This window comes from Fulvivirga lutimaris (assembly GCF_009711525.1).
Lineage (GTDB): Bacteria > Bacteroidota > Bacteroidia > Cytophagales > Cyclobacteriaceae > Fulvivirga > Fulvivirga lutimaris.
This window is the reverse complement of record NZ_SMLV01000308.1, coordinates 7,631-12,482: the sequence shown is the minus strand read 5'-3', so window position 1 is coordinate 12,482 and position 4,852 is coordinate 7,631. Positions and strand designations below refer to the sequence as shown.

4 protein-coding genes and 1 pseudogene are annotated in these 4,852 nt (G+C 34.3%); all 5 read left to right on the top strand.

Features of this window, described 5'->3' with window-relative positions:
• A pseudogene (locus E1140_RS05920) lies at positions 1-446 on the top strand (hypothetical protein); the annotation flags it as partial.
• Positions 447-705: 259 nt separating this feature from the next.
• Positions 706-1,656 (top strand): glycosyltransferase, encoded by a 951-nt coding sequence (locus E1140_RS05915; protein WP_185153450.1) that lies wholly within the window; start codon positions 706-708, stop codon positions 1,654-1,656.
• Between the two features lie 103 nt (positions 1,657-1,759).
• On the top strand, positions 1,760-3,178 hold the full coding sequence (locus E1140_RS05910) for an O-antigen ligase family protein (RefSeq protein WP_155180216.1): 1,419 nt from the start codon (positions 1,760-1,762) through the stop codon (positions 3,176-3,178).
• Positions 3,179-3,195: 17 nt separating this feature from the next.
• The gene (locus E1140_RS05905; RefSeq protein ID WP_155180213.1) at positions 3,196-3,900 is read left to right on the top strand and encodes a TolC family protein; all 705 of its coding nucleotides are present in this window, start codon (positions 3,196-3,198) and stop codon (positions 3,898-3,900) included.
• Positions 3,900-4,852: sugar-transfer associated ATP-grasp domain-containing protein (locus E1140_RS05900; RefSeq protein WP_155180222.1), on the top strand; the 953-nt coding region annotated here is incomplete at its 3' end. The genes E1140_RS05905 and E1140_RS05900, both read left to right, overlap by 1 nt.

Here is a 4,852-nt window from a genome sequence, read left to right as displayed (position 1 = left end):
CGGTTTCTGTTATTCTTTTTTTGGTTGTTCCAATAATTCTGACCGTTTATATTTTTCCTGATTTTTTTATATTGATAATCGCAGGAAAGGGTTATTTAACAGCTATACCCTTTTTGAAAGTAACTCTATTATTTGCGATTGTTGTTCCATTTACTCGCCAGGCTGGAACTATTCTTGATAGTATGGGCAAGCCTAAAATCAACTTTTACCTCACTTTATTTAGTAGCGTTCTTAACGTTTTAATGAATTATCTATTCATTAGTAAATTTGGAGCAATAGGAGCGGCTTACGGAACTCTTTGTTCTTACAGTATAATCTTAATAGTTAATCAAGTATTTTTATATAAGTACCTCAACGTCAGTATCATAATGATATTGAAAATGTTATTCAGTTATTATTGGAATGTAACACTTTTTTTACTTCAAAAGAGGAAATCGATCTTTTAGTATGAGTGAATATCAAGCAATTCTTGTTCATAGCGTTTCTAGGTGGGATCAGCCGCTATCATCAGCATCATACTCCCTTGCAAAGGAGTTGTCAAAAACTCATTTAACTTTTTACATCGATCATCCTTTTACGTTAAAGGATGTATTTAAGAATTTCAGCAGTTATACCATCAAAAGAAGATTGAAAGCACTATTTCTTGGTAATGGCAGGTATCATCAAATCTATGATGATAATAGATCCTTAATTGCAGTATGCCCCATGGCTGTTTTGCCGATAAACTGGCTGCCACAAGGGCGTTTATACAACTTTTTATGGAGCATAAATAATGGCATTTTTAATATGACTCTTAAAGCCATTATTAATGATTATAATATTAAATCTTATGTTTATTTAAACTCATACAATCCCTTTTATGGGCATCCAATTACAGCAGAAAAAAGGCCAGGTATTTATATTTACCAGTCAAGAGATAATATTGTAAAATCCAATTATGTAAACAAACATGGTCCAAAATTAGAAATATTAGCAGCGGAATTCGCTGATATAAGAATGGGCACCTCCCGCGAGTTAACGGCAAAACTCAGTAAGATAAAGCCTTCTATTTTCTTTCCAAATGCTGCGAATGTAAAACTTTTTAAAACAAGCTTGAATGATATTCCGGCACCTGTCGAAGTAGATAGATCTAAACGTGTAATTGGATACTTTGGTAATGTTGGGGTAAGAATTGATTTCGACCTTCTAAAAAACATAGCTGAACGATTTAGCGAATGCCAGGTACTGTTAGTTGGTCCTAGTAATTATGAAAAGTATACAGACATAGACTTTTCAATGTATAAAAACGTGACTTTCACAGGAGCCAAAAGATTAGAAGAGTTACCCGCTTATTTGCGATACATGGATTGTACAATAATGCCTTTTTTGAAAAATGAATTGACAAAAAGCATATATCCTTTAAAAATAAATGAGTATCTAGCTGGTGGTAAGCCAGTTGTGTCTTCAGATTTCTCTGAAGACCTTAAAGAATTTAAGGATTTGATTTATCTTGCAAGTGATTATGATGCCTTTGTATTAGGAATAGAGCATGCGATAAGTGAATGTGACGAAGAGTTAGTGTTAAAAAGGATTGAAAAAGCTGAAGAAAATTCCTGGGAGGAGCGGGTTAAATTATTTTGGCAATTAGTTAAAAACCATAATGAAAAATCAAGATAGCGAAGAGAAGTTAGGGCCAAACGAAAATATATTGAGCTTTCTTATAATCTCTATTTGCGTAATTACCTGCCTGTTTATCTTTTTGAAGATTCTTTTTTTATAGATGTTACAGTCAATTAGTAAAAAACACATTTTAATTGCCGCGGTAGCTACAATTTTATCGATTTTATGCTCACTGCTCATAGCACTGGCTGGTGTTAAACTTGGGATTGTAGCGTTGATATTATTGCTTGGCTTGCCGGTGGCTTATCTCTGCATAGTGAACATTGAATTCGGGGTATACTTGAGTGTCACCCTGGGTTTTTTTCTGTACTTTATCATTAGAACCTTTAGGTTATTCAATGTGCCTCTTGGCACCGGCCTAGATGCATTGGCGATTTTAATGTTACTCGGACTAATGTTAAAGCTGAGGAAAGAAAGTTACCGCTCATTTGCAGGAAATGTAGTTAGCTTATGTCTTATTGTATGGTTAGGTGTTAATTTTCTGGAGTTTTTCAACCCTCTTGCTCCATCAAAAATGGGTTGGACCTATGCAGTAAGAAATAATATGTACATAATCATTATGTATTTTATTATTTATCATATTCTCTCACCAAAATTCATAAGAAATTTTATTGTAATCTGGATGCTTTATATGTTTCTGGCTGGCTTGTATTTGCTCAAACAAAAATATATTGGTTTAAATGCGATTGAAAATTATTACGTGTATGAAGATCCAATAAGGAAAACTCTATATAGAACGTGGGGAAAAATTAGGTACTTCTCTTTCTTTAATGACCCCATGTCTTATGGCATTATTTTGAGCAATTCTATAGTCCTCTCTTTTGGGTTACTTTTTACAGATATTAAAAAATATTATAAGTACATTCTGGTTGGGCTTACTTTGTTTATGTGTTTTTGCTTATTTCAGACTAACACGAGAACAGCTTTTTTCTTATTACCTCTAGGAATGATGGTTTTCGGATTAATTTCATTTGAGAAGAAAGTATTAGGAGTGGTGGGAGCCATATGTATGATGGGCTTGTTATTAATAATGATGCCAGGAATAGGTGGTAGGGTACATGTGTTTAAGACTGCTTTTAAGGGTAGTGAGGACCCGTCAATGAAGGTACGGCTTGAAAATCAAGCAATGCTGAGGCCTTATTTATATGATCAACCTTTAGGTTATGGGCTGGCTAGTACGGGTGGTTGGGGGCGTCAATTTAACCGTAATAGTTTTTTAGGTGAATTTCCTCCAGATAGTGAGTACGTGAGGATAGTAATAGAAACAGGATGGGTTGGACTGCTAATATGGCTCACTATAATGGTGCTAATATTTAGGAAAGGTGTCGTTGATTATTTTAAGGAGAGGGATAAAGATAAAAAAATATTATATGCTATATTTCTTGCCATATTTTATATGATAATAGTGGCTCAGTATCCGCAGGAAGCCTTGAGAATTCATCCCTCGGGAATATTAACTGCATTTATCATTGCCATACTGTCTAGATTAAAACAAGTCGAATTTAAAAGAATAGAATAAAATTTTTACTAATTGTTATGAGGAAGATTACACTTTTATCGATACTAATCGCATTGTCATTTGTTGTTTCAAATGGTCAGGATGTAGATTATAACACAATTGTTTTGCCAGCCAACCTTGAGAATGTTGGTACGCAGGAGAAGTTAGTACAGCTTGCATGGCAAAATTTCCCTGAGAATAAGAAGTACCAAGAGCAAATATTAATTGCTCAAGAGGATCTGAAGCAAGATAATAGAGCTTGGTTAACAAATTTTGGGGTTAGTGGTAATGCCAATGAGTTTGTGATCAATGACAACGCAGATGTTCAAAATAGAGCTCAATTTTTCCCGAAATATAATTTTTCTGCAAGACTAAATCTTGGGCTATTGTTTGTGGCTCCGTCTGTCAAAAGGGAAAATCAGGCTAGGATTAGAATGGCTGAGTACGATTTAAATAGTCAGAAATTAGCAATAAGACAACAGGTATTAAGTGCCTATCAAGATGTTCAAAAATTTCTTGAATTATACCGAATTCAACTTGAAGTAACAGATGATAGTTATTCAAACTACCTTCTGGCCGAGCAAAAATTTCAAAATGGTCAAATAACGTTAGATGAGTTTAATATTGCTTTACAGAAGTACAACACTCAGAAAAAAGAAAAAATAATAACAGAGACAAATTACCTTAAGTCAAAATATCAACTAGAGTTTTTCATTGGAATGAAACTAGAGGAAGCAATTTAATGAGTAATGCATCACCTAAGAGAGAAGGGCTTTTATACGGTCTTATTAAAAGAATTAGAAGGTTTCTCGATTTTATTGCTGCTCTAGGGATATTAGTTTCAAAGGAGAGAAGGCATTCTGCTCGCATCGGTATTTTCAAAAAGATTAAATCGTGGAGAAGCGGATTTTTAAGCACATCATATTTAGAATATGACCTAGAGAAAAATGATAGGTCAAAGTATATAAGTGATTATCAGAGGTGGGTGTCAATTCCCAGGATTAATGAGAAGTATGGCATATTAATAGCAGACAAACTTTTGATTAACGATGTGCTGCATCCTTATAAATCATACTTGCCCGATGTCTATTACTATATTATTAACGGAGTTGCAGTCAAGGCATCTCACCAGGTTAAAGGCCAAGAATTAGAGACATTTATGAGGGATCAGCAAGTTCTTGTTTTTAAACCTCGCAGCGGTCATGGAGGTAGAGGAGTCTTTGTTTATGAAAAAAATGTTCAAGGTTCAATCCTACTTAATGGGAAGCAATTTACCCAAGAGCAGTTTGATGAGTGGTTACTAAGCCTGGATAATTACATAATTATGGAATTTGTATCTCAGCGAGGGTATGCTAGTAACATTTTTGCTGAAACACTGAATACAGTAAGGATTCTAACAATATGTGACCCACAGACTAAAACAGCACATATTGCAGCAGCAGCTCATCGTTTTGGTACTAAAAGTACCATTCCTGCAGATAATTGGACTGCTGGAGGAATAAGTACAAATATTGATTTAAAAACAGGTGTTCTAAGTAAAAGTGCTATTAATCCTAAAGGAAATAAAATTGAATGGATAAGTGAACACCCAAATTCTGGTAAAAAGATTGATGGTGTTGAAATACCAAACTGGAAGCATGCGTGTAATAAAATATGTGAAATTGCTGAGTATCTTCATTACTGCCCTTACATTGG

Coding starts and splice junctions, on each gene's coding strand:
- E1140_RS05905 (WP_155180213.1), top strand. CDS start 3,196: ATGAGGAAGATTACACTTTTATCGATACTAATCGCATTGTCATTTGTT.
- E1140_RS05910 (WP_155180216.1), top strand. CDS start 1,760: ATGTTACAGTCAATTAGTAAAAAACACATTTTAATTGCCGCGGTAGCT.
- E1140_RS05915 (WP_185153450.1), top strand. CDS start 706: ATGGCTGTTTTGCCGATAAACTGGCTGCCACAAGGGCGTTTATACAAC.